The 19,022-nt window shown below is 59.5% G+C and carries 21 protein-coding genes; 18 read left to right on the forward strand and 3 right to left on the reverse strand.

Translation table 11 applies throughout. The annotated features are described in order from the left end of the window. Positions 1-54: 54 nt before the first annotated feature. Positions 55-1,899 carry an extracellular solute-binding protein gene (locus AC5SEO_RS09025; protein ID WP_174067945.1) on the reverse strand — a complete coding sequence of 615 codons (1,845 nt, stop codon included), beginning with the start codon at positions 1,897-1,899 and terminating at the stop codon, positions 55-57. Positions 1,900-2,105: 206 nt separating this feature from the next. Here AC5SEO_RS09025 and mepA point away from each other — a divergent pair, with 206 nt between their 5' ends. The 4 genes from mepA to dapB all read left to right on the forward strand — a co-directional run bounded on the left by mepA (position 2,106) and on the right by dapB (position 5,627). After that, a complete protein-coding gene (mepA, locus tag AC5SEO_RS09030; protein WP_013635279.1) occupies positions 2,106-3,155 on the forward strand; it encodes a penicillin-insensitive murein endopeptidase in 1,050 nt (349 codons plus the stop codon). A 101-nt stretch (positions 3,156-3,256) separates the two neighbouring features. Beyond that, positions 3,257-3,640, forward strand: a complete 384-nt coding sequence (locus tag AC5SEO_RS09035; RefSeq protein ID WP_003514504.1) for a methylglyoxal synthase — start codon at positions 3,257-3,259, stop codon at positions 3,638-3,640. A 21-nt stretch (positions 3,641-3,661) separates the two neighbouring features. Then, entirely contained in the window at positions 3,662-4,684 is a 1,023-nt protein-coding gene (locus AC5SEO_RS09040; RefSeq protein ID WP_038489449.1) for a glucokinase, read from the forward strand. A 115-nt stretch (positions 4,685-4,799) separates the two neighbouring features. Then, positions 4,800-5,627 carry a 4-hydroxy-tetrahydrodipicolinate reductase gene (gene dapB / locus AC5SEO_RS09045; RefSeq protein WP_115063508.1) on the forward strand — a complete coding sequence of 276 codons (828 nt, stop codon included), beginning with the start codon at positions 4,800-4,802 and terminating at the stop codon, positions 5,625-5,627. 22 nt (positions 5,628-5,649) lie between these two features. Here dapB and phnF read toward each other — a convergent pair whose 3' ends face one another. Next, positions 5,650-6,387: a phosphonate metabolism transcriptional regulator PhnF gene (gene phnF / locus AC5SEO_RS09050; protein ID WP_003514498.1), complete on the reverse strand. Its 738-nt coding sequence runs from the start codon at positions 6,385-6,387 to the stop codon at positions 5,650-5,652. An 82-nt stretch (positions 6,388-6,469) separates the two neighbouring features. Between phnF and phnG the strand changes: the two genes are divergently transcribed. Genes phnG through AC5SEO_RS09065 form a run of 3 tightly spaced genes read left to right on the forward strand, consistent with a single transcriptional unit; the run spans position 6,470 to position 8,650 of the window. After that, on the forward strand, positions 6,470-6,931 hold the full coding sequence (gene phnG / locus AC5SEO_RS09055; protein ID WP_003514497.1) for a phosphonate C-P lyase system protein PhnG: 462 nt from the start codon (positions 6,470-6,472) through the stop codon (positions 6,929-6,931). Next, the gene (gene phnH / locus AC5SEO_RS09060) at positions 6,931-7,539 is read left to right on the forward strand and encodes a phosphonate C-P lyase system protein PhnH (protein ID WP_003514495.1); all 609 of its coding nucleotides are present in this window, start codon (positions 6,931-6,933) and stop codon (positions 7,537-7,539) included. The genes phnG and phnH overlap by 1 nt, the downstream gene beginning before the upstream one ends. 1 nt (position 7,540) lies before the next feature. After that, entirely contained in the window at positions 7,541-8,650 is a 1,110-nt protein-coding gene (locus AC5SEO_RS09065) for a carbon-phosphorus lyase complex subunit (RefSeq protein ID WP_038489435.1), read from the forward strand. Between the two features lies 1 nt (position 8,651). Here the strand turns inward: AC5SEO_RS09065 and AC5SEO_RS09070 are convergent, their stop codons facing one another. Further along, positions 8,652-8,747 carry a hypothetical protein gene (locus tag AC5SEO_RS09070; protein ID WP_003514492.1) on the reverse strand — a complete coding sequence of 32 codons (96 nt, stop codon included), beginning with the start codon at positions 8,745-8,747 and terminating at the stop codon, positions 8,652-8,654. A gap of 36 nt (positions 8,748-8,783) precedes the next feature. On the opposite strand from AC5SEO_RS09070, the gene AC5SEO_RS09075 reads away from it, so the two are divergent. The 11 genes from AC5SEO_RS09075 to phnN all read left to right on the forward strand — a co-directional run bounded on the left by AC5SEO_RS09075 (position 8,784) and on the right by phnN (position 18,987). Beyond that, a complete protein-coding gene (locus tag AC5SEO_RS09075; protein ID WP_003514490.1) occupies positions 8,784-9,686 on the forward strand; it encodes an alpha-D-ribose 1-methylphosphonate 5-phosphate C-P-lyase PhnJ in 903 nt (300 codons plus the stop codon). After that, positions 9,683-10,459 (forward strand): phosphonate C-P lyase system protein PhnK, encoded by a 777-nt coding sequence (gene phnK, locus AC5SEO_RS09080; RefSeq protein WP_003514488.1) that lies wholly within the window; start codon positions 9,683-9,685, stop codon positions 10,457-10,459. Before AC5SEO_RS09075 ends, phnK begins: the two co-directional genes overlap by 4 nt. 4 nt (positions 10,460-10,463) lie before the next feature. Beyond that, on the forward strand, positions 10,464-11,171 hold the full coding sequence (gene phnL / locus AC5SEO_RS09085; RefSeq protein ID WP_003514486.1) for a phosphonate C-P lyase system protein PhnL: 708 nt from the start codon (positions 10,464-10,466) through the stop codon (positions 11,169-11,171). Continuing rightward, positions 11,168-11,785 carry a transferase hexapeptide repeat family protein gene (locus AC5SEO_RS09090; RefSeq protein WP_003514484.1) on the forward strand — a complete coding sequence of 206 codons (618 nt, stop codon included), beginning with the start codon at positions 11,168-11,170 and terminating at the stop codon, positions 11,783-11,785. Before phnL ends, AC5SEO_RS09090 begins: the two co-directional genes overlap by 4 nt. A 236-nt stretch (positions 11,786-12,021) precedes the next feature. Continuing rightward, on the forward strand, positions 12,022-12,882 hold the full coding sequence (gene phnC, locus AC5SEO_RS09095) for a phosphonate ABC transporter ATP-binding protein (protein WP_174067944.1): 861 nt from the start codon (positions 12,022-12,024) through the stop codon (positions 12,880-12,882). Positions 12,883-12,967: 85 nt separating this feature from the next. Further along, the gene (gene phnD / locus AC5SEO_RS09100; protein ID WP_003514479.1) at positions 12,968-13,873 is read left to right on the forward strand and encodes a phosphonate ABC transporter substrate-binding protein; all 906 of its coding nucleotides are present in this window, start codon (positions 12,968-12,970) and stop codon (positions 13,871-13,873) included. Between the two features lie 69 nt (positions 13,874-13,942). Further along, positions 13,943-14,929, forward strand: a complete 987-nt coding sequence (gene phnE, locus AC5SEO_RS09105; protein WP_013635271.1) for a phosphonate ABC transporter, permease protein PhnE — start codon at positions 13,943-13,945, stop codon at positions 14,927-14,929. Beyond that, positions 14,929-16,278 carry a phosphonate ABC transporter, permease protein PhnE gene (gene phnE, locus AC5SEO_RS09110; protein ID WP_038489427.1) on the forward strand — a complete coding sequence of 450 codons (1,350 nt, stop codon included), beginning with the start codon at positions 14,929-14,931 and terminating at the stop codon, positions 16,276-16,278. The genes phnE (AC5SEO_RS09105) and phnE (AC5SEO_RS09110) overlap by 1 nt, the downstream gene beginning before the upstream one ends. 266 nt (positions 16,279-16,544) lie before the next feature. Beyond that, on the forward strand, positions 16,545-17,243 hold the full coding sequence (locus AC5SEO_RS09115) for a DUF1045 domain-containing protein (protein ID WP_174060650.1): 699 nt from the start codon (positions 16,545-16,547) through the stop codon (positions 17,241-17,243). Further along, positions 17,240-18,376: an alpha-D-ribose 1-methylphosphonate 5-triphosphate diphosphatase gene (locus AC5SEO_RS09120; RefSeq protein WP_003514474.1), complete on the forward strand. Its 1,137-nt coding sequence runs from the start codon at positions 17,240-17,242 to the stop codon at positions 18,374-18,376. Before AC5SEO_RS09115 ends, AC5SEO_RS09120 begins: the two co-directional genes overlap by 4 nt. Continuing rightward, positions 18,373-18,987, forward strand: a complete 615-nt coding sequence (gene phnN / locus AC5SEO_RS09125; RefSeq protein WP_019564527.1) for a phosphonate metabolism protein/1,5-bisphosphokinase (PRPP-forming) PhnN — start codon at positions 18,373-18,375, stop codon at positions 18,985-18,987. The genes AC5SEO_RS09120 and phnN overlap by 4 nt, the downstream gene beginning before the upstream one ends. Positions 18,988-19,022 lie beyond the last annotated feature (35 nt).

Consider the following 19,022-nt stretch of genomic DNA (forward strand, 5'->3'; position numbering starts at 1 on the left):
CGATTCGTCTCGCCCTATGTGAATCAAGCCTTCGGCGCGAAAGCAAGCGCGGCGTCAGTTCGCGGCCTGGCTGGACCACCATGCCTCTGGAAAACCGACGCCATATTGCGGCAGGTTTTCCGGACGGATGAGCGTGTTCCAGTAAGCGATGAACATCTCGCCGCGATAAAATTGCGGTATGACGTAGCTGTTTGCCAGAAGCACCCGGTCAAGCGCCCGCGCGGCGGCCACCTGCTCATCCCGGTTGGGCGCAAATATGACCTTCCTGACCAAAGCGTCGACGGCAGGGTTCTTGATGCCGGCGAGATTGTTGGAGCCCTGCCGGTCGGCCGCCGCCGAACCCCAGAAATCCGCCTGTTCGTTTCCGGGATTTGCCGACGTCGCCCAGAGCTTGACCGCAACGTCGAAATCGAAGCTGCGGGTACGGTTGGTATATTGCGAGGCATCGACGGTGCGGATGGTCGCATTGACGCCGATCTTCTTCAGGTTCTGGACATAGGGCAGGATGGTTCTTTCCATGCCGGAGGAATCGATCAGAAACTCCATATCCAGCGGCTGCCCGCTCGCCGCGTTGACCATGCGGTTGCCGCGAAGCTCATAACCGGCCTCCTTCATCAGCTTGACCGCCTCGCGCAGATTGTCACGCTGTTTGGCGGGTTCACCCGCGACGGGATTGCTATATTCGGTGGTGAAGACCTCCGGCGGCACCTGATCCTTCAACTCCTGAAGAATTTCGAGTTCACGACCGGTCGGCAGGCCGGAAGAGGCGAGCTCGCTGCCCATGAAAAAGCTGTTGATGCGCTGAAACTGACCGTAAGCCAGCGTCCTGTTCAGCTCTTCGAAGTCGAAAGCATAGTTAAGCGCCTTGCGCAGTTTCGGGTTCTGGAACTTCTCCCGCCGCATGTTCGGCACGAAGGCCTGCATGATGCCGACGGCGCGATAGATATTCGGCAATTCCTCCTTTGTGACGCGGCCTTCCTTGACGGCCGGAAAATCATAACCAGTGACCCAGCGGCTGGAAGAAGCTTCCTGCCGGAAATCGACTGTGCCTGATTTGAAAGCCTGGAACTCGACGTCCTGATCGGCAAAGAAGGTATAGGCGATTGTTTTGAAATTGTGCTGGCCGACATTCACATTGATGTCCTTGCCCCAATAGTCGTCACGTCGCTCATAGGTCATCGTCGATCCGGGAGACAGCGACGCTATTCTATACGGGCCAGACCCCATCACCGGCTCCAGCGTGCCACGCGATATGTCGCGCGGGTTTCCATCCGGACCAACACCCTCCCACCAGTGTTTGGGAACAATCAGCAACTGCCCGACGATCTGCGGCAATTCGCGATTGTTCTTTTCATCGAAGGTAAAGGTGATGTCCCTTTCACCCGTCACCTCTGCCTTGGTGACATGGGTGTAATAGGTCGCAAGCTGCGGGCTGAGATCTTTGGCTTTTTCAAAGCTGAAGACGACATCTTCCGGCGTCACCGGCTTGCCGTCGGCCCATTTCGCTTCCGCGCGCAGCCGGAAGGTGGCTTTGGAGATATCGTCGGGATAGCTCACGCCCTCTGCCAGGAGACCGTAGGAGGCCGAGAGTTCCTCTTCCGTCGATTTCATCAGAGTGTCGAAAACCAGTGAAAGACCTGTGGCCGCCTCACCCTTGGCGAGCAGCGGATTGAGCGTGTCGAAGGTTCCCGACGTCGACAGGCGTAGCGTGCCGCCTTTCGGCGCCTTGGTGTTCACATAGTCAAAATGATCAAAACCATCGGGATGCTTCAATTCACCGACCGTCGAGATTCCCTTTCGCCACACATCCGCAGACTGTGCGGAGGCGGCCGCCGGCATCAGCATGGCGTAGGCCGCAAGAGCGACGAGGAGCCGGGATTTCAGCGGTGCCAATTTCATTCGGGACGTTCCCTGTTTTCGTGTTTGTTGAAGAGAGCATAAAACAAACATTGGCAAAAAACAGATGCTCCGGCTCACAAGCTCTTTATTGAGGCCTTTATTCGCATGCCTTGGTGCGGGCGGCTTGAAACATGGTTTCAACAAAATCCCGATCCAGTTTATCCTGAGGGGCGAGAGAATCATTTAGTCGGAACGGGCACGAATATATGACGGCGGGATCATCCAGAGTTTTCAAAGCGGCCATGCTGGCGATTTCGGTCGTTTCGGCGCTCCAGTTGCAGACGCAAATCGCATCGGCCGAGGACAGGCCCGCGAAAGAGGTATTCGGCCACATCGACCTGCCATCTGCGAATAGCTCCCAGCCGATCGGCTCCTATGCAAAGGGATGTCAGTCCGGCGCCATCGCCATGCCCGCAGATGGCCCGACGTGGCAAGCCATGCGCCTTTCCCGCAATCGCAACTGGGGCCAACCGCAGCTGATTTCGTTCCTCGAACGGTTCTCGCAGGATGCACAGAAAATCGGCTGGCCGGGCCTGTTGCTCGGCGATATCTCACAGCCGCGCGGTGGACCGATGCTGACAGGCCATGCCTCGCACCAGATCGGCCTCGATGTCGATGTGTGGTGGCGGCCCATGCCGAATCCGAGGCTGACGGTGCAGCAGCGCGAGACGCTGCCTTTCATTTCCATGCTTGATAAGTCCAAGTTCCTCACGGTCGATGACCGCAAATGGTCGCCGCTCAATGCACGGCTGGTAATGATGGCAGCGAGCTATCCGCAGGTGGAGCGGGTCTTCGTGAACCCGGCAATCAAGCAGAAACTCTGCCAGACATGGACCGGCGACCGCACCTTCATGGGCAAGATCAGGCCAATCTACGGTCACGACGAACATTTCCACATCCGGCTGGAATGCCCGCCTGGCGCGCCCAACTGCAAACCTCAGGCCGAAGTTGGCAAAGGTGACGGTTGCGACAAGTCGCTCGCCTGGTGGTTCACCAAGGAACCATGGGCGCCGCCGAAAAAAGACCCCAATGCCAAGCCTGTGAAACCCCGTCAGGTCATGGTCTCCGATCTGCCCGCAGCCTGTGCCGCCGTGGCCGCCGCCCCATCCGCCAATACGGAAGGTTTTGCTGCCCAGGCATATTCCCCGGCGCAGGCCGTGCGCCAGCAAGGCGTGGAACAGATCATCCAGAACGCTCCGGCCATTCAGCCACCTGCGGATATTCCGCTTCCGACCCAGCGCCCGACATTGAACTGAAACAGAAATGCGGCATTAAACAGCTTCCCTTTTCAAATGGGGACAAGCTGTTATAGAAGGCTTCAAATCGATTTAATTCTTTAAGGGAACAGGCTGGGGACATGGCAGGACAACGCTGTATCGCACTCATCGCTCACGACGAGAAAAAAGACGATATGGCGGATTTTGCGCGTCATCACCAAAAGGTGCTTTCCGGCTTCAAGATCGTCGCCACCGGCACCACCGGCGGGCGCGTTCAGGAAGCCTGCCCCGACCTCAGCGTCATTCGCCTCAAAAGCGGCCCGCTTGGCGGTGACCAGCAGATCGGTGCGATGATCGCCACCGGTGAGGTCGATATGCTTATCTTCTTCACCGACCCGCTGACGGCGATGCCGCATGATGTGGATGTGAAGGCGCTGACGCGGCTTGCCACGGTTTACGACATTCCCATGGCGCTCAATCGCGCCACCGCAGAAAACCTGATCGACTTCAACCTCGCCGAATGACGCGCCAACATGGAACAGGTAATGCCGAAGACGTCCGATACCGAATATCTTTCCTTTCCGATCCTTCTTGGCGACATCGGCGGCACCAATGCCCGCTTTTCCATTCTGATCGATTCCTTTGCGGAGCCGGTGCATCTCACCACCGTGAAAACAGCGGAATATCCGACAATTGACGACGCCATCCAGCAGGCGGTTCTGGACAAGACCTCGCTTCAGCCCGTGTCGACCATCCTTGCGATCGCCGGCCCCATCGAAGGCGACGAAATTCCGCTGACCAACTGCCATTGGGTCGTTAAGCCGAAGGATATGCTGGCCAAACTCGGCCTGAAAGACGTCATCGTCATCAACGATTTCGAGGCGCAGGCACTGGCTATTGCCGCGCTCGACGACGACAACCGCGAGTCTATCGGCTCCGGCAAAAAAGACATGCTGGCATCGCGCGTCGTTCTCGGACCAGGCACAGGCCTTGGCGTTGCCGGTCTGGTTTACGCCCGACATATGTGGTTTCCCGTACCCGGCGAAGGCGGCCACATCGATATCGGCCCCAGAAGCGCGCGTGACTATGCGGTCTTTCCGCATATCGAGACCATCGAAGGCCGTGTCGCCGGCGAACAGATCCTTTGCGGGCGCGGGCTGGTCAATCTTTACCGGGCCATCTGCACCGCCGATGGCATCGAGCCGATCTTTTCCGATCCGGCCGACATAACCTCGCAGGGGCTTTCGGGCCAGAACCCGCAGGCGAAAGAGACGCTTTCGCTTTTCAGCACCTATCTCGGCCGTGTGGCGGGTGACCTTGCCCTGATCTTCATGGCCAAGGGCGGTGTCTATCTCGCAGGTGGCATTTCGCAGAAAATCGTTCCGGCGCTGAAAAGCGCTGAATTCCGGGCGGCGTTCGAAGACAAGGCGCCGCACAGTGCCCTGATGCGCAGCATTCCCACCTTCGTCGTTACCCATCCACAGGCGGCCCTTTCCGGTCTCGCCACCTACGCGCGCACCCCTTCGGATTTCGGCCTTTCACTCGACGGGCGGCGCTGGAGAGCCTGATCTGCGCTTGGGACAGGCTTGCGAAGCGGGCGGGCGGTCATTAACGTCGGTGAGGTATGGGTCAGTCAATTGAATGGCGACCTTGAACGGCAGGACGTGAAAAGTGAGTGAAGGCATGAGCGGCAGCGATATGAAACTGGTGGTGGTTGGTGCGGCGGGCCGCATGGGACAGGCGCTGATCCGCCTTATTCACCAGACACCGGGTGTAACGCTGCATGCCGCCGTGGCGCGCGAAGGGTCTGCTTTTGTTGGCCGCGATGCCGGCGAGGTTGCCGGTCTCGGACCAATCGGCATCGAGATCACCAGCGATCCCTTGCAGGCATTCCTGCATGCGGAAGGGGTGATCGACTTCACCTCGCCTGCAACCAGCGTCACTTTCGCCGGTCTCGCCGCGCAGGCCCGCATCGTGCACGTCATTGGCACCACCGGTTGCTCACTGGGCGACGAGGAAAAATTCAAGGCAGCGTCACGCCATGCCCGCATCGTAAAATCGGGCAATATGAGCCTCGGCGTCAATCTGCTCAGCGTTTTGACGCAGCAGGCCGCCAAGGCACTGGATGCGCAGAACTGGGATATCGAAATCCTTGAAATGCACCACAAACACAAGGTGGACGCGCCCTCCGGAACAGCGCTGCTGCTCGGCGAAGCGGCGGCAGCGGGCCGCAAGGTCGATCTCGCCACCTCCTCCGTTCGCGTGCGTGACGGGCATACGGGTGCCCGCGAAGCGGGCACAATCGGTTTTGCTACCCTGCGCGGCGGCTCGGTGATCGGAGAACATTCGGTGATCTTCGCTGGCGAGGGAGAGCGCGTCGAGCTTTCCCACTACGCCGGCGACCGCTCCATCTTCGCACGCGGCGCGATTGCGGCGGCGGTCTGGGCCTTCGACAAGAAGCCGGGCTTCTACTCGATGCTGGATGTTCTCGGCCTTTCGCAGGCAGAATAACGCTTCAGTCTATGTCTGCGCCTTAATTTTCCACGGTAAACTCAACCGTATCTGCCGAGAACCGGCTGATGGCATATTGCACGGGAATGCCGTCCATATCCGCGTTCAGCGCCTGAGTGACGAGCAGTATTGCGCCCGGCGACAATTCGAGATCGGCCAGATCCTGCGTATCGGCGTGGCTCGCGGAAATGACGGTAGAGATGCGCACATAATCCGCGACGCCCAGCATTTCGAAGGCGGCGGTGATCGACCCACTTTTTTGATAGGCTTCCCCTATCCCTGAAAAACGGTCCGCCGGAAACCACGTGGTCGAGCGCGAAACCGGCCGGCTGTCGGCCTTTCGCAGGGTTTCCAGACGCACAAGCGGTGCACCCGGCTGCAATTGCAGCCGTGCCGCCAGGTCGGCATTTGCCGGCTCGGTGGTGTGGGAAAGAAGCAGCGCCTGCATATCCTTCACCTGATCGCTGATACCGGCTGTGAACCGTGTGCGCAGTGAAATCGGAAAGCTCAGTCGTTCCTTGCGCGCAATCATCGTGCCGCGCCCCTGCCTCGCCTCGAGAATGCCTTCGCTTGCCAGCGCGGCAATGGCGCTCCTGACGGTATGGCGGTTGACACCGAATTTTTCGGCCAGCGTCATTTCTGGCGGCAACATGCCGGTTTCGTCGTGATCGCCCGCTGCGATCTCGCCCCTGATCCTGTCGGCGATCTGTCGCCAGAGCGCCACGCCGTTCTTTCTTTTCATCGCTGCCGAAGGGCTCATGTCACACGCTTGTCATTCATCGACGTTAATTGTAACTTATATTGTATAGTTGTCTATATCAATAGACATTAGAGGTCAAGCGATGAATAACGAAGCTGCGAATTCACATGCGGAAAGGAAACGGGTGGCAGCACTTCTTGCCCGCGCCACCGTTCAGGAACTTGAGGCCGTCTGGAGCCGGCAGGATGCCAGCCCGCAGACGGAAAACGTGCGGGGGCCTGAAACCGGCCTCGTGATGGTCAAAGGCCGTATCGGCGGCGGCGGTGCGCCCTTTAATCTGGGCGAAACCACCGTGACCCGGGCAACCGTGAAGCTCGCATCCGGCACCGTCGGCCATGCGCATGTGCTCGGCACCGGTCGCAAGAAGGCCTGGTACGCTGCGGTTTTCGATGCGCTCTGGCAGGAAAACCCGACACGCGGCTTCATCGAGACCGAGCTTCTTTCACCGGTCGAAAAAAGACTGGCCGAGGAGAAAGACCGGAAAACGAAAGAAACAGCCGCAACTCGTGTGGATTTCTTCACCATGGTTCGAGGAGAGGATTGATGGGCGTGAAAGCCGAAGCATTGACGGGCGGTTTTTCCGACGCCGTTTTCGATTCACAGCGAATCTTCAAGAAGCTCATGGACGGCATGGCCCGGCCAGGCACAGCGCAAACGATCGAAACAACAGTTGCCCCGCCGCTGCCGCTTGGTGCGGCCAGCGGCGCTGTTCTTCTTGCACTTTGCGACCATGACACGCCGGTCTGGCTGAGCGGCGCGCTACGCAAAACCACGGTGCCGGGATGGATCGGGTTTCACACCGGGGCGGTTACAACAGAGGAAAAAAGCGCGGCGCATTTCGCCGTCATTGAGGCGGGAAGCGCAATTGCCTCCTTCGGTCTCTTTGCCCAAGGCAGTCAGGAATACCCCGACCGTTCCACGACGGTCATCATTGAATTGCCCGATCTTGACGGCGGACGGGAACTGCTGCTGTCCGGCCCCGGCATCCGCCATATCAACATCATTAGCCCATCCGGCCTGCCGGACATATTCCCGAGGCTATGGGCGGAAAACAACGCCATCTTCCCGCGCGGCATCGACGTCATCCTGACGGCTGGCGACAAATTCGTCTGCCTGCCGCGCAGGACGCGCATTCAACCCGTGGAGGCATAAGATGTATGTTGCTGTCAAAGGCGGGGAAACCGCCATCGCCAACGCCCACCGGCTTCTGGCCGACAAGCGGCGCGGAGACCGCGACCTGCCCGCCATGACGGTGGCGCAGATCGTTTCGCAGCTTTCGCTCGCCGTTGACCGGGTCATGGCGGAGGCTTCGCTTTACGACCAGTCGCTGGCCGCCCTTGCCGTCAAGCAGTCTCGCGGCGACATGATAGAAGCGATTTTCCTGCTGCGCGCCTACCGCACGACCCTGCCCCGTTTCGGCTATTCTGTTCCCGTGGATACTGCGAAGATGACGGTCCAACGGCGCGTTTCGGCAACCTACAAGGATTTGCCGGGCGGGCAATTGCTGGGACCGACCTTCGATTACACCCACCGCCTGCTCGATCCCTCGCTGCTGGAGGACGGAGCTGTCGAGATCCCTGCCATCCGTGAAGGCGAGACAGAATACGTCATGCGCGTATCCGACATTCTCGCCGAAGAAGGCTTGATCGAAAGTGACGGCGACATGCCGGACGACCATGTTGCCGGCGATCTGACACGCGAACCAATAGAGTTTCCGATGGCGCGCGACCTGCGCCTGCAATCGCTTGCACGCGGCGACGAGGGCTTTCTTCTGGCGCTCGCCTATTCGACGCAGCGCGGTTACGGCCGCACACACCCGTTCGTCGGTGAAATCCGAATCGGCGAGGTGGAGGTCGAACTGGATGTGCCGGAGCTCGGTTTTGCTGTCTCGCTCGGAGACATCAAGGTCACCGAATGCCAGATGGTCAACCAGTTCAAGGGTTCTGCCAAGGCACCTCCGCAATTCACCCGCGGTTACGGTCTGGTGTTCGGCCAGAGCGAGCGCAAGGCGATGGCCATGTCACTGGTCGACCGGGCGCTACGCGCCGCTGAATTCGGTGAGGATGTGGTTGCCCCGGCGCAGGACGAGGAATTCGTCATCTCGCACGCCGACAATGTGCAGGCGACGGGCTTTGTCGAACATCTGAAATTGCCGCACTACGTGGATTTTCAGGCCGAACTGGGCCTGGTGCGCAAAATGCGCGCCGATTTCGACGCGACCGACACCGATGCCGGGGAATGGATGAGCGATGCCGCCGAATAAATCAGCGACTGTGCTGCTCGCCGAACCAATAGGCGCAAAAGACGGTCAATGCTGCAAAAGCGGCAAAGAACACGGCTGCAAGAATTCCAATCTCCATGAGCTTGTACTCCTTTTTTCGCAAGGTTAACGCGCAATGCTTAAAGAAGTTTCATTCGACGACGGGCTGGCTGCCTACAACTTCGCCTATCTGGACGAACAGACCAAGCGGATGATCCGCCGGGCGATCCTGAAGGCAATTGCCATTCCCGGTTATCAGGTTCCCTTCGCTTCCCGTGAAATGCCCATGCCTTACGGCTGGGGCACCGGCGGCGTGCAGGTGACCGCCGCCATCCTCGGTCCAGACGATGTCCTGAAGGTTATCGACCAGGGCGCCGACGACACAACCAACGCCGTTTCCATCCGCGCCTTCTTCCAGAAGGTCGCTGATGTCGCCGTCACCACCCGCACCAAGGATGCAACCATCATCCAGACGCGGCACCGCATTCCCGAAGAAGAACTGCATTCGGGGCAGGTCCTTGTCTATCAGGTTCCCATTCCTGAACCCTTGCGGTTCCTCGAGCCGCGTGAGACCGAAACCCGCGTCATGCATGCGCTGGAGGAATACGGCCTGATGCACGTCAAGCTTTATGAGGACATCGCCCGCAACGGCCGTATCTCCACCACCTATGCCTATCCGGTGAAGGTTGCAGGGCGCTATGTGATGGACCCCTCGCCAACCCCGAAGTTCGACAATCCGAAAATGCACCTGTCGGACGCCCTGCAATTGTTCGGGGCCGGTCGCGAAAAGCGCATCTATGCCGTGCCACCCTACACGGATGTCGTCAGCCTGGATTTCGAGGACCATCCGTTTGAAATCCAGAGCTTCGACAAGCCCTGCGCGCTGTGCGGCGGGGAGAATGTCTATCTGGACGAGGTGGTGCTGGACGACAAGGGCGGGCGGATGTTCGTCTGCTCCGATACCGACCATTGCGAAGACCGCCGCGCCCATGGCCACAAGGGCCATTTGCTGGCGGATGTGAAGGAGGCCGCAGAATGAGCGACGCACCGCTTCTGAAAGTCAGGGACGTTTCGAAATATTACGGCGACCGCGCCGGTTGCCGCAACGTCTCCTTCGAGCTTTATCCGGGCGAGGTTCTGGCAATCGTCGGCGAATCCGGCTCCGGCAAGACCACGCTTCTCAACTGCATTTCCACACGGCTCGTGCCGACGGCTGGCAGCGTGGAATATCGCATGCGCGATGGCTCGGTGCGAGACCTCTATCATATGGGCGAGGCCGAACGGCGTTTCCTGATGCGGACAGACTGGGGTTTCGTGCACCAGAACCCAGCGGATGGACTGCGCATGGCGGTTTCGGCGGGCGCCAATGTCGGCGAGCGGCTTATGGCTGTCGGTAACCGGCATTACGGCAATATCCGGCAATCAGCCAGCGAGTGGCTGGAGCGGGTGGAAATCGGCACAGACCGCATTGACGACCAGCCACGCGCCTTTTCCGGCGGCATGCGTCAGCGTCTGCAGATTGCCCGCAACCTGGTGACCTCACCGCGCCTCGTCTTCATGGACGAACCGACCGGCGGCCTCGATGTCTCGGTGCAGGCACGCCTGCTCGATCTCGTGCGTGGTCTCGTCAACGATCTCGGCCTCGCCGTTATCGTCGTCACCCATGATCTGGCGGTCGCGCGGCTGCTTTCCCATCGCATGATGGTGATGAAGGGTGGTGACGTCATCGAACACGGTCTGACAGACCGGGTGCTGGATGATCCGCGCGAACCCTACACGCAATTGCTTGTTTCCTCCATTTTGCAGGTTTGACGCCATGCCGACACCCCTCATCGTTTCGGAAGTCTTCAAAAGCTTCACCATGCATCTTCGCGATGGCATCGAACTGCCTGTTGTCCGCGATGTCAGTTTCTCCGTGTCCGGCGGAGAATGTGTCGTGCTCGGCGGCCCATCCGGCATCGGCAAAAGCTCGATCCTGAAAATGCTCTATGGCAATTATGCCATCGACAGCGGCCAGATCCTCATCCGCCACGAGGATCAGGTCATTGACATGGGCAGCGCCTCGCCGCGCACCATCCTCGAGATTCGCCATCGCACCATCGGGTATGTCAGCCAGTTTCTGCGCACCGTGCCGCGCGTTCCGGCGATCGACGTCGTCGCCGAGCCACTTTTTGCGCGCAAGGTTGCCGCGGAAGAGGCCCGCGAGCAGGCCGCCGTTCTGCTTTCGAAACTCAACCTGCCGCGGGAACTGTGGTCGCTGCCGCCAGCAACCTTTTCCGGCGGCGAGCAGCAGCGCGTCAACATCGCACGCGGTTTCATCACCGATCACGCGATCCTGCTTCTCGATGAACCGACCGCATCCCTGGATGCCGCCAACCGACGGGTGGTCGTGGAGATGATCGCGGAAAAGAAGCGCAAAGGGACGGCCTTGCTCGGTATTTTCCATGACGAGGAAGTGCGGGAAGCCGTGGCCGATCGCGTTCTGGATGTCTCGCAATTCTCCCCCCGGAAGGCAGCGGCATGAGTGTGAAGGTCGGTCTCGAACCTGTTGTCCACGAAAGTGCCCGTGTCACCAATTCATCGATCGGCCGCTATACCGAAATTTCGGAACGCTGCCGCATCGAGGAAGTGGAGATGGGCGACTATTCCTATGTCATGCAGGACGGTGCGATCTGGTGCGCCACCATCGGCAAATTCGTCAACATCGCCGCATCCGTCCGCATCAACGCGACCAATCATCCGATGTCGCGCGCCACACTTCACCATTTCACCTACCGTGCCCGCAATTATTGGGACGACGCCGATGATGAAAATGACTTCTTCGCCGCCCGCCGCGCCAAGCGCGTGGTGATCGGCCACGATGTCTGGATCGGCCATGGCGCGACCATCCTGCCTGGCGTCACAATCGGAAACGGTGCGGTAATCGGGGCCGGTGCGGTCGTGTCGAAAGACGTTGCGCCCTATACCATCGTCGGCGGCGTACCCGCCCGGCTGATCAGGAACCGCTTCCCGGCGGACCTTGGCCAGCGCATGGACGATCTCAAATGGTGGGACTGGGACCACGCAACGCTGCGCGGCGCACTGGACGATTTCCGCACCCTCGCCGCCGAGGATTTCGTGGCGAAATACGCCGGGTAAAATCGCCCCACACCGAAGAAACTGCAGATTCCGGGGTCATGCTCCGGGGTCTCCCTAACAATGTCTGCGAGACACCCGCCGGCCTCAATCCGGTGGCACGACTACTAAAAGGTTCGCAGGCGACCACGCGCACGCCTTATCTGCGCATTCTGTAATATTTTCTTCATCAAACTGACATTCACGCTTCACGCACCGCTGTTAGGTCGAACCCCATCAGAAGAAGATTGGACGGGGAAATGAGCTTTCACCTGAAGCAAGTCACGCGCCGTTTCGGCAACCACACTGCGGTCGATTCCGTGAATGTGGAAATTCCGCAAGGCCAGATGGTTGGCGTGATTGGACGTTCTGGCGCAGGAAAGTCAACGCTGCTGCGCATGATCAACCGCCTCGTCGATCCCTCCTCGGGTTCCATTCACTTCAACGACACGGAAGTCTCTTCGCTGAAGGGTGCCGCCCTGCGCAACTGGCAGCGCGACTGCGCGATGATCTTCCAGCAGTTCAATCTGGTGCCGCGTCTCGACGTGCTCACCAATGTCATGCTCGGCCGCCTGAACCACCGTTCGACCGTGCTCAGCCTGTTCAACATCTTCACGGATGAAGAGCGCCTGATGGCGATTGCCGCCCTCGAGCGGCTCGGCATCGAGCACGTAGCCATGCAGGCGGCGGGCACGCTTTCCGGCGGCCAGCAGCAGCGCGTCGCTATCGCCCGGGCACTAATGCAGTCTCCGAAGATGATTCTCGCCGACGAGCCGATCGCCTCTCTCGATCCCCTGAACGCCAAGATCGTCATGGACGCCCTGCGCGACATCAACGAGCGTGAAGGCATCACCGTCATAACGAATCTGCATACGCTGGATACGGCGCGCAATTATTGCGAACGCATTATCGGCATGTCGCAGGGTCGAGTCGTTTTCGACGGAACACCCGCCGAACTGACGGCGGCGGCGGTCACCGAGATTTACGGCACGGATTCACACGGCGCCGGCATCGACGAGACCATGACCTCGACCAGCATCAATATTCCCGGCGCGCAGCTTGCCGCGCGTCCGGTTCAGCAATCTGCCGGTCCCGAACCGCTGGCTCTCGCCGGGCTCTGAGGAACCGCTCAGCATCGTTTGCGCCCGCGTCAAGGGCCGATACTTCACAACAAACTCCGGCTCGCCGGGAAACAGGAGAAAGTCCATGTTGAAGAAAATCCTTCTTTCGGCAGTCGCCCTTGGCGTTCTGGCCGGTTCGGCCATGGCTCAGGACGTCAAGGTCCTGCGTATCGGCCTCGACGGTTCGGAAAATGAAGCCGACCAGATCCGCAACACGAAGTGCGTTGCGGATGGCCTCAAGGCTGCAACCGGCGTTTCCGAAGTTCAGGTTTTCCCGTCGCCGGACTATAACGGCGTTATCCAGGGCCTGCTCGGCGGCACCATCGACATTGCATCCATGGGCGCTTCTTCCTACGCCAAGATCGCCATTGCCGATCCCAAGGCCGTCGATCCGATCCTGACCTATACCGGCTCTGACGGTTCCAGCGGCTACTACACGATCATGGTTGCCCGCAAGGACAGCGGCATCAAGTCTCTGGCTGACGCCAAGGGCAAGAAGATCGGCTTCGCCGACCCTGACTCCACCTCGGGCTTCCTCGTCCCGAACGTATCGATCCCGAAGGAAACCGGCGTTCCGGTCAAGGAATATTTCTCCGAAACCGGCTTCGGCGGCGGCCATGAGAACCTCGTTCTCGCCGTTCTCGACAAAAAGTTCGACGTCGGCACGACATTCGGTTCGGGCGTCGGCAAGTGGGAAGAAGGCTACTCCGGCGGCAACCTTCACCAGATGGTCAAGAAGGGCAACCTCGACATGGACGATATCGTTCAGGTCTGGAAGTCCCCGCTGATCCCGAACGGTCCGCTTCTCGTTGCGAACAAGATCGGTGACAGCATGAAGCAGAAGGTCGAAGACTTCTTCATGGAACTGCCGAAGAAGGATCTCGCCTGCTTCCAGGGTTACACCCAGGGCAAGAACACTGCCTACATCAAGGTCGACCCGGCTTTCTACCAGACGATCATCGACGCTCGTAAGTCCGTTATCGGCGGCTGATCCTCAGATCATATCCGGAAGCGACGGTGCCTTGCGGCACCGCCGCTTTTGCCAATAAAGGAAAGCGGCATGGCGACCACACTGCAACATGGTACCCTCACGCCCGAGGGATTGAGCGCATCGTCCCGAACGGTGATGCGTCATTATCAACAGCAGCTTAGGACACGGCGGATTTATACCGTTATGTCGCTCGTTATCTTCCTCATCGTCCTTGCCGCCTCACTGAATTTCGCCAATGAGGCCAATTCGGGCAAGTTCTTCGAGCGCCTGCCATATTTTTTCGACTTCATGAAAACATTCGTGCCGGATAGCCCGCTCGAGGTCTTCCGGGCGATGTTCGACCTGCCGTCGCCCTATGACAACGGTTCGCTGAAATACAACTATGTCGCGGATCGCGTTTACATCACCAACGGTTTCTACATACCGCATTTCATCTATCAGCTGATCATCACGCTCAACATCGCGCTGGTCTCGACGATAATAGGCACGACCTTCGCATTTGTGCTGTGCTTCTTTGCCTCCACCAACCTTATCGGTGCCGGCCTCGTGCGCTGGGTGGTACGCCGGGTAATGGAGATCCTGCGCGCCTTTCCGGAGATCGTCGTCGCGGGATTGCTGACTGCCATCTTATCGATCGGGCCGATCGCGGCGATCATCGCGATTTCCGTGCACACCATCGGGGCTCTGGGGAAGCTATTCTTCGAAGTCGTGGAAAATGCCGACATGAAGGCGGATGAAGGGCTGCGTGCCGCGGGTGCCAACTGGCTGGAGCGAGTGCGCTTTGCCATCGTGCCGCAGGTCCTGCCCAATTTCGTGTCCTATGCATTGCTGCGTGCCGAAATCAACGTACGCGCCTCGACCATCATCGGCGCCGTTGGTGGTGGCGGCATTGGCGAGGTCTTCCGGCTGTCGATCGGTAACGATCACGCCTCCAAGACCTATGCCATCATCATCCTGCTGCTGATCACCATCATCGCCGTAGACCAGTTTTCAAGCTGGTTGCGCCGCAGGCTGATCGGCCATCAATCCTTCGAATTCGGACGGGGAGCGGCCTGATGTCGTCCAGCTTCATTCTCAATACCGCAGACCGCGAGAGGCTGACGGCCGCACATCCCGCAATTTTCAATCGCGGATTCATGCAGCGATACGGCTTGCTGACCGGTATTGTCGCCGTCCTCGTCTATCTCACCGCCTGCTTTTTCTTCTTCAATGTCGGCCCCGCTTTCATGCAGGGCCGATGGGATCGCGCTTCGAGCTACATTCAGGACTGGTATTCCTGGCGGGCCCAGCCACGCCTTCGTTTCGAAGACGGCAAGGTGAACCCGCAGTGGTCAAGCCGGATGCAATATCCCGCCGATGCGCCGATCGACTGGCTGCAACCCTTGCCGGATGGTGGCTACAGCGTCGTTTATGCGGGTACGCAAAACCGTCTGGACGTAACGCCGACCCGGGTGGACGTCTATGTGGACGGCAAGAACTATCCCGTCATCATCAATGGCGACAAGGCTCTGGCGCCTGAGGTCCTGCCGCAAGAGATCACGCAGGACGGCAACAAGGTTCTCGTGCACTACGGTTTTGCCGGACAGGCGGAAATCCGCACCAGCCAGGTTTACGTGCAGCGGCGGTTCCTCGGGTGGGCGAACTTCCTGTTCGATACCAAATCGGAATTCTGGGGCAAGAGCTACGGCGACCTTGCCGCACTGGCGCTGTGGGGGGAAAGGCTCGATCCCACGCGCTCAAACATAAGCCACATGGTCGATGATTTCCTCGACAATGGTGTCTGGCAGCACGCCGATATTCTTTCCAAGCTGATGCAGACGCTGGTGATGGCCTTTGTGGGCACGCTGTTCGGCACGCTCGTTGCCCTGCCGCTCGCTTTTCTCGCCGCACGCAATATCACCGCCAACAGGGCCGCCAACTGGGGCATGAAGCGTCTGTTCGACTTCCTGCGCTCGATCGACATGCTGATCTGGGCGCTGTTTTTCACCCGCAGCTTCGGTCCGGGGCCGATCCCCGGCATTGCCGCGATCTTTTTCACCGATACCGGCGCGCTCGGCAAGGTCTATGCCGAGGCGCTGGAGAATGTTGACGACAAGCAGCGCGAGGGCGTCAAATCGGTTGGCGCTTCCCCCATTGCCGTCAATCGTTTCGGCGTGCTTCCGCAGGTCCTGCCGGTCTTCATTTCCCAGTCGCTTTATTTCTGGGAAAGCAACACCCGTTCAGCCACGATCATCGGTGCGGTTGGTGCTGGCGGCATCGGTTTGAAACTGCTGGAAGCGATGGGTACCAATGCCGACTGGGACAAGGTCGCTTATATGGTGCTGCTCATTCTCTTCGTGGTTTTCCTGTTCGACCACATCTCGAATTCCCTGCGGTCGCGCCTGATCGGGAAAACCCAGCATTAATTCATAAAGCAGGAGCGGGGTTTGGCTATCCCGCTTCCCGAGACGTGCGCAAAACCGGAACCTCTTTGCAAAGTCAGATACATCCCCTCAATGCGCCAGCATCCGTCTTCCGGACATTCGAGAGACACGCGGCGTTTCAAGCGCTTTTTTTCCTGGGGCATCATCATTCTGTCACGGAAAGCGATTACCTCGCACTCCTGACCTTGCGGGAAGCGGGCGAGTCACGCCAAATAGCTTTTCATCCAGGTTTTCCATGACACCGAAGAGTGCTTGCCGTGCGCTACGCCATCTATTTTTCTCCGGCTAAAGATCATCCACTGACTGAAGCGGCGTCGCGCTGGCTGGGACGCAATGCCTTTTCCGGCGCGCAACATGATGACCATGCCGCTTATGCGGAGATGACCGAGGAGCCGCGCCGTTACGGTTTCCACGCGACGCTGAAAGCCCCCTTCGAGCTTTCCGAAAAATACAGCGAAGCGGATCTCGTCGCCGCCCTCGAACAGTTTGCGGCCAGCCAGTCCGTCTTCGATATTCCGCGTGTTGTCATCGGTGCACTCGGGCCGTTTTTCGCGCTCGTTCCGGATCGCACCTACCAGCCGCTGCAGGATTTTGCCGCTGAGATCGTTGACCATTTCGACCGTTTTCGCGCGCCCCTGTCCGAGACCGACATTGCCCGCCGGCGCCCGCAAAACCTGACCGAAAGCCAGCGGCAAAATCTGTCGCTCTGGGGTTATCCGTATGTCATGGACGACTTCCGCTTTCATATGACGCTGACGGGCCGCATCGACGAAAGCGACGCGCCCGCTATCCAGGATGTGCTTTCGACCAAGTTTTCCGAGTTCGTCGACCGGCCTCTCACCATTTCCGGCCTCGCTTTGTTCGTTGAGGAAACGCGCGGCGCACCATTTACCGTTCATCGCTGGCACCCGCTTGGCCAGCCGCCAAAGAAAGATGCTGACCCATGACCGAGCATGCCCTTTCCAACGCCCGTATCGTTCTGGAAGACGATATTATTCTGGGATCCGTTCTGATCCGTGACGGCAAGATTGCCGATATCAGCGAAGGCGCCTCCAAAACCGGTGAGGATCTCGAAGGCGATTTCCTCATCCCGGGTCTGGTGGAACTGCACACCGACCATCTGGAACAGCACTATTCGCCGCGTCCCGGGGTTATCTGGGATAAGATCGCCGCCATTCAGGCTCACGATGCGCAGGTCGCGTCATCAGGCATTACCACTGTTTTCGACTGCCTGCGGCTCGGCTCCGACGAAGATGGCGGGTTCAAGAAGGGCGAGATGCGGGAAATGGCGGATGCCATTGAAACCGCTGCCGATCAGAACCGCCTGCGGGCAGATCACCTGCTGCACCTGCGCTGTGAAGTCGCCTCCGCCGATGTGCTCGAGCATTTCGAAGATTTCGAGACCGATCCGCGTGTGCGGCTGATTTCGATGATGGACCACTCCCCGGGGCAGCGCCAGTTCCAGTCGATGGACCAATATATCTTCTATTACCAGAAGAAGCGCGGACTGAGCGACGAGGCTTTCGCCGAGTTCGTCAGACGCCGGCAGACGGCATCGGCGGAGTTTTCCGCCAAGCACCGGGATTACCTGGCGGCCCGCTGCGCCGAGCGCGGCATAACTGTTGCAAGCCATGACGACGCTACAGAAGCGCATGTGGGCGAAGCGATCGGACACGGCGTGAAACTCGCGGAGTTCCCCACCAGCGTCGAGGCGGCAAAGGCTTCGCACAGCGCCGGCATGAGCGTGCTGATGGGCGCACCGAACATCGTTCGTGGCAAGTCCCATTCCGGCAACATCGCCGCGCGTGATCTTGCCGAACTTGGCGTGCTGGATGTTCTCTCTTCCGACTATGTGCCGTTCAGCCTGCTTTACGCGCCGTTCCTGCTCGCCGACCAGGTGGAAGCCATCACTCTGCCGGAAGCGTTGCGCATGGTCACCTCCACGCCGGCACGAACGGTGGGCCTTCGCGATCGCGGCAGCATCGCAACGGGATTGCGGGCCGATCTGGTCCGAGTTCACCGCGAGGACGGCGTTCCCGTCGCCCGCTCGGTCTGGCGTCAGGGCAAACGTGTGGCATGACCGGCAACGGACAGGATAGCCGGCTTGACGGCCAGACACTGGGTACTGTGCCCGGAACCATGATCGTAATTGTCGGCCCGAGTGGGGCCGGCAAGGACACGCTGATGGATTATGCGGCAGCGCAGCTGTCCGGGCGGCCGGGCTTTCATTTCACCCGCCGGGTCATTACCCGCAGCGGCGATGCCGGCGGCGAAAATCACGATGCCGTTTCCATGCACGAGTTCAACCGGCTGGAAGACGAAGGTGCTTTTGCCGTTTCCTGGCAGGCGCACGGGCTGAAATATGGCATTCCGGCCGCCGTCTATCGTCATCTTAATGCGGGAGACGTGGTCATCGCCAACGGCTCCCGCTCGGCCCTGCCCCAGTTCGGCACCGCCTTTGCGCGCCTCAAGGTCGTGAACATCGTTGCACGGCCGGACGTGCTGGCGAAGCGGCTGGAGCAGCGAGGGCGGGAAAGCCGGGAGGATATTCTCCGGCGGCTGGAACGCAGTTCGCTCACGGTCGTCGGGGATTTTGATGTGACGACCGTGGACAATAGCGGTGCCATGGAAGATGCGGGCAAAACCATCATGGAGGTGCTGGAGCAGAGCGCCTGCCGTCGCCACATTTAAACTCCACAGGCCGAACTGCTCGACAAATGGCTTCC

This window comes from Agrobacterium sp. K11, assembly GCF_059429395.1.

Excerpts from the sequence above, each read along its gene's own strand:
- phnE (WP_038489427.1), top strand. The coding sequence starts at position 14,929 with ATGTCGTCCAGCTTCATTCTCAATACCGCAGACCGCGAGAGGCTGACG.
- phnC (WP_174067944.1), top strand. The coding sequence starts at position 12,022 with ATGAGCTTTCACCTGAAGCAAGTCACGCGCCGTTTCGGCAACCACACT.
- mepA (WP_013635279.1), top strand. The coding sequence starts at position 2,106 with ATGACGGCGGGATCATCCAGAGTTTTCAAAGCGGCCATGCTGGCGATT.
- AC5SEO_RS09065 (WP_038489435.1), top strand. The coding sequence starts at position 7,541 with ATGTATGTTGCTGTCAAAGGCGGGGAAACCGCCATCGCCAACGCCCAC.
- phnK (WP_003514488.1), top strand. The coding sequence starts at position 9,683 with ATGAGCGACGCACCGCTTCTGAAAGTCAGGGACGTTTCGAAATATTAC.
- phnH (WP_003514495.1), top strand. The coding sequence starts at position 6,931 with ATGGGCGTGAAAGCCGAAGCATTGACGGGCGGTTTTTCCGACGCCGTT.
- dapB (WP_115063508.1), top strand. The coding sequence starts at position 4,800 with ATGAGCGGCAGCGATATGAAACTGGTGGTGGTTGGTGCGGCGGGCCGC.
- AC5SEO_RS09025 (WP_174067945.1), bottom strand. The coding sequence starts at position 1,899 with ATGAAATTGGCACCGCTGAAATCCCGGCTCCTCGTCGCTCTTGCGGCC.
- AC5SEO_RS09040 (WP_038489449.1), top strand. The coding sequence starts at position 3,662 with ATGCCGAAGACGTCCGATACCGAATATCTTTCCTTTCCGATCCTTCTT.
- phnL (WP_003514486.1), top strand. The coding sequence starts at position 10,464 with ATGCCGACACCCCTCATCGTTTCGGAAGTCTTCAAAAGCTTCACCATG.
- phnN (WP_019564527.1), top strand. The coding sequence starts at position 18,373 with ATGACCGGCAACGGACAGGATAGCCGGCTTGACGGCCAGACACTGGGT.
- phnF (WP_003514498.1), bottom strand. The coding sequence starts at position 6,387 with ATGAGCCCTTCGGCAGCGATGAAAAGAAAGAACGGCGTGGCGCTCTGG.
- AC5SEO_RS09120 (WP_003514474.1), top strand. The coding sequence starts at position 17,240 with ATGACCGAGCATGCCCTTTCCAACGCCCGTATCGTTCTGGAAGACGAT.
- phnG (WP_003514497.1), top strand. The coding sequence starts at position 6,470 with ATGAATAACGAAGCTGCGAATTCACATGCGGAAAGGAAACGGGTGGCA.
- AC5SEO_RS09070 (WP_003514492.1), bottom strand. The coding sequence starts at position 8,747 with ATGGAGATTGGAATTCTTGCAGCCGTGTTCTTTGCCGCTTTTGCAGCA.
- AC5SEO_RS09090 (WP_003514484.1), top strand. The coding sequence starts at position 11,168 with ATGAGTGTGAAGGTCGGTCTCGAACCTGTTGTCCACGAAAGTGCCCGT.
- AC5SEO_RS09075 (WP_003514490.1), top strand. The coding sequence starts at position 8,784 with ATGCTTAAAGAAGTTTCATTCGACGACGGGCTGGCTGCCTACAACTTC.
- phnD (WP_003514479.1), top strand. The coding sequence starts at position 12,968 with ATGTTGAAGAAAATCCTTCTTTCGGCAGTCGCCCTTGGCGTTCTGGCC.
- AC5SEO_RS09035 (WP_003514504.1), top strand. The coding sequence starts at position 3,257 with ATGGCAGGACAACGCTGTATCGCACTCATCGCTCACGACGAGAAAAAA.
- phnE (WP_013635271.1), top strand. The coding sequence starts at position 13,943 with ATGGCGACCACACTGCAACATGGTACCCTCACGCCCGAGGGATTGAGC.